Annotated in this window: 4 protein-coding genes; 2 read left to right on the plus strand and 2 right to left on the minus strand. The window is 42.4% G+C overall.

Annotated elements, in window-relative coordinates:
- Window positions 1-55 precede the first annotated feature (55 nt).
- Window positions 56-373 (minus strand): DUF960 domain-containing protein, encoded by a 318-nt coding sequence (locus tag HT724_RS04430; protein ID WP_061816817.1) that lies wholly within the window; start codon window positions 371-373, stop codon window positions 56-58.
- A 237-nt stretch (window positions 374-610) separates the two neighbouring features.
- Here HT724_RS04430 and ccpA point away from each other — a divergent pair, with 237 nt between their 5' ends.
- A complete protein-coding gene (gene ccpA / locus HT724_RS04435; protein ID WP_173275205.1) occupies window positions 611-1,621 on the plus strand; it encodes a catabolite control protein A in 1,011 nt (336 codons plus the stop codon).
- Window positions 1,622-1,827: 206 nt separating this feature from the next.
- Here ccpA and HT724_RS04440 read toward each other — a convergent pair whose 3' ends face one another.
- Window positions 1,828-2,790, minus strand: a complete 963-nt coding sequence (locus HT724_RS04440; protein WP_173275208.1) for an asparaginase — start codon at window positions 2,788-2,790, stop codon at window positions 1,828-1,830.
- Window positions 2,791-2,855: 65 nt separating this feature from the next.
- Between HT724_RS04440 and HT724_RS04445 the strand changes: the two genes are divergently transcribed.
- A complete protein-coding gene (locus HT724_RS04445; RefSeq protein WP_173275211.1) occupies window positions 2,856-4,247 on the plus strand; it encodes a Cof-type HAD-IIB family hydrolase in 1,392 nt (463 codons plus the stop codon).
- The last annotated feature ends 47 nt before the right edge of the window (window positions 4,248-4,294 follow it).

Below are 4,294 nucleotides of genomic sequence, written 5' to 3' on the forward strand. Positions count from 1 at the left end.
GCTTTGAGCAACCTGCGGCTAGCTTCCTAGTTGGCTCTTTGATTTTCATTGAGTATTAAAATAGGTCATTTTCTTCTGGGAGGAGGATAGTCTCTCTACCGTCCATATCTAAAACCAGTACTTTCGGGGGATACAGAGGGTCGAAAGGATGGTTAAAGTCAAAATCAATGGCTGTAGGGAGGTGTTGGCTTGAAAAGTGGAAGGTAATTTTTCCATGGTTATTAAGCAATTGAAACTCAAGTTCTTCTTCCAATTCAAAGACATTTTTTAAGAAATGGTCGATGATATACCAAAAAGAGTCAATAACGTCATCAGGCAAACTGGTAACAATGCCAAAACTAGCAGACCGCATGTGGGTATTGGTAAAAGCCATATCTCTGCCCCCTTTCTTTTCCCTTATCATACAGCAAATAGGATTAAAAATCAAGAAAAGGTGATTTTTTCTTCATAAACATAGCTTTCTATGAAATTTTTTCAAGCAATCTTCAAAAAATACTTGAAAGTGTTTACAAATAGTGATAAAATGGAATAAGTAGAATCATGAAAACGAAATTTTCATACCGTCTCTTTTTTTGGAGTCTCGTGAGGTATGATATAGAAAGGAAATGGAATGAATACAGATGATACAGTAACGATTTATGATGTCGCCCGTGAAGCTGGAGTTTCCATGGCGACGGTCAGCCGTGTGGTCAATGGCAATAAAAATGTAAAAGAGAATACCCGTAAAAAAGTGCTAGAGGTAATTGATCGTTTGGATTATCGTCCAAATGCAGTTGCGCGTGGTCTTGCAAGTAAAAAGACAACCACTGTCGGTGTCGTGATTCCAAATATTACCAATGGTTATTTTTCGAGTTTGGCCAAGGGGATTGATGATATTGCAGAAATGTACAAGTACAATATTGTCCTAGCTAATAGCGATGAAGATAACGAGAAAGAAGTTTCTGTTGTTAATACCCTCTTTTCAAAGCAGGTAGATGGCATTATCTTTATGGGTTATCACTTGACAGATAAAATTCGCTCAGAATTTTCGCGTTCACGTACTCCGATTGTTCTCGCAGGAACTGTGGATGTAGAACATCAGCTTCCAAGTGTCAATATTGATTATAAGCAAGCAACGATTGATGCAGTGAGTTACCTTGCTAAAGAAAATGAACGTATTGCTTTCGTTAGCGGTCCGCTAGTGGATGACATCAATGGTAAGGTTCGTTTAGTTGGCTACAAGGAAGCCTTGAAAAAAGCAGAAATCGCTTATAGTGAGGGTTTGGTATTTGAATCTAAATATAGCTATGATGATGGTTACGCCTTAGCAGAGCGTTTGATTTCATCAAATGCAACTGCAGCAGTTGTGACAGGTGATGAGTTGGCGGCAGGTGTCTTGAACGGTCTTGCTGATAAAGGTGTTTCTGTGCCAGAAGATTTTGAAATTATTACTAGTGATGATTCGCAAATTGCACGCTTTACCCGTCCAAACTTGACAACGATTGCCCAACCTCTTTATGACCTTGGTGCCATTAGTATGCGTATGTTGACCAAGATTATGCACAAGGAAGAGTTGGAAGAACGTGAAGTTCTCTTGCCTCATGGTTTGACAGAACGTCGTTCAACACGAAAACGTAAATAGAAAAAATCAGGGAATCGTGCAGATTTCCTGATTTTGTGATCTTAAACAAGAGATGTCGACTCAATGAATACCATAGAGCGGACTAGGCGGCTGGTTAAAGGCTGCGCAACACACTGCTTTGAGGTTGTAGATAGAACTGACGAAGTCAGTAACCATACATACGGCAAGGTGAAGCTGACGTGGTTTGAAGAGATTTTCGGAGAGTCTTAGCCTTCCATATAGTCTTTCAAAGCTTGTCCTGTTAGTCCGGCATTGAGGGCGATGAGGAGTTTCAAGCGGGCTTTTTGGGCGTTGAGTTCTTTAACAAAGAAGACACCAGATTTTTGCAACTGCACGCCCCCACCCTGGTAAGCATAAACAGGCTCAGCGATACCGTTAAAGCATCTGGAAACCAGAGCAACTGGGATTCCCTTTTGCAGAAGGCTTTCTAATTTTTGAGCCGTTTCTTTGGGAATATTACCAGCTCCGAAGGCTTGGATAATCAAACCATCCAATTGTTCCAAATCCAGCATATCAATCAGCTCATCTGTCATACCAGCATAAGCTGAGATGATAGGGACTAATCCTTGTATGTGATCAAGGTCAAAGCGAACACGAGGTTCAGCTGTCTTAAAGTAGAGGATTTCCTGTTTCATGATGAGACCAAGGGGGCCATGTGTTGGGGTCTGGAAGGTGCCGACGTTGGTCGTATGTGTTTTGGTAACATACTTGGCAGCGTGGATTTCATCGTTCATAACAACCAAAACTCCTTTGTCAGCAGCCTTGTCATCACTAGCCACCCGTAAAGCACTCAGATAGTTATAAACACCATCACTGCCGAGTTCGTTGGAGCTGCGCATGGCCCCTGTTAGAACGATAGGCATATGGAGGACTTCCATGGTATCAAGGAAATAGGCTGTTTCCTCTAAAGTATCGGTCCCGTGTGTGATCACCACTCCATCGTAGTTAGCAGCTTCCTCTTTAATTTTCTGGTAGAGAGCCAGCATATGCTTGGGTTTGATATGAGGGCTTGGCAGGTTAAAAAAGTCCAAGGCGTGGACATGGATTCCTTCAAGAGGATTGGACACATGATTCATGGGATTATCTGAACTCGTCACAACAGCGCCAGAAGCATCGGCCTGCATGGAAATAGTCCCACCCGTATGTAAAACAAGGATTTTCTTAGGCATGATTTACTCACTCTTTCTGAAATGTGGTATAATCATTGTATCACAAAAGGGGAGATTGGGATAGGATGGAAGTCAAAGCTGTTTTTTTTGATATCGATGGAACCTTGGTCAACGATCGCAAGAGTGTTTTGAAATCCACTAAGGACGCGATTAAGATTGTCAAAGAACAAGGGGTACTAGTTGGCGTAGCGACAGGGAGAGGACCTTTTTTTGTTAAGGAATTGATGGACGATTTGGATCTGGATTTTGCGGTAACCTATAATGGCCAGTATATCTTTACTAAAGACAGAGTCTTGTTCACGAGCCCTATTTCCAAGTTACATTTGCGCCATCTAATTAGCTATGCTAAAAAAGAGGGCAAGGAGATTGCCCTAGGGACCAAGGATGCCATGTTAGGTTCCAAAATCATGTCCTTTGGTCTGGGTTCTTTTTCCCAACGAATCAGTCGCTTCGTTCCCTCTGTTTTAACTCGGACGGTGAGTCATTCCTTTAATCGTATGGTCAGCAAGGTTGTTCCCCAAAAGGAAGAAGACCTGCTTCATCTGATGAATCAGCCTATCTACCAAGTTTTGATGCTGATGACGCCAGAAGAATCTGAGAAGGCGGCAGCTGATTTTGAAGACTTGAAATTGACACGTAGCAATCCTTTTGCAGCGGATGTCATCAATCAAGGAAACTCTAAATTGGAAGGCATACGCCGAGTCGGAAAAGAATACGGCTTTGACCTCAACCAAGTCATGGCCTTTGGTGACTCAGATAACGACCTAGAAATGCTGGCAGGTGTTGGTATGTCGGTCGCTATGGGAAATGGTAGTAGCAGTGTCAAGGAAGTTGCTAAGCACATTACCACCAGCAATCAGCAAGACGGAATCCACAAGGCCCTGGAACATTTTGGTGTTCTGGCCTCAGAAAAAGTCTTTGTCAGCCGTGACTATCATTTCAATAAGGTCAAGACCTTCCACCACATGATGGATGAACGGACCCAAGAAGAACCTCGAGCTTGGGATTTAGAAGGTGCAACCCATAGGGCTGGCTTTAAAATAGAAGAATTGGTGGAGTTTGTTCGAGCTGCCAGTTCTTCTGAAGAGGATTTTGGTCAAGCTCTATCGCAACTTCATCAGGCTCTTGATAAGGCAGCAGATAAAGTAGCCAAGAAGACACCTGCTCAGCAAGATTTGATAGGGCAAGTGGATGCCTTGATTGACACACTTTACTTCACCTACGGTAGTTTTGTCTTGATGGGGGTGGACCCAGAACGTATTTTTGACATTGTTCATCAAGCTAATATGGGGAAAATTTTTCCAGATGGCAAGGCTCATTTTGATCCAGTGACCCACAAAATCTTAAAACCAGATGATTGGGAAGAAAAATATGCTCCAGAACCTGCTATTAAAAAGGAACTGCAGCGTCAGCTTAAGGCTTATGAACGTCATAAAGAGAGAAATAATACTCAATGAAAATCAAAGAGCAAACTAGGAAACTAGCTGCAGGTTGCTCAAAGCAC

Origin of the sequence: Streptococcus sp. k-402 (assembly GCF_013277515.1) — a bacterium.
GTDB lineage: Bacteria > Bacillota > Bacilli > Lactobacillales > Streptococcaceae > Streptococcus.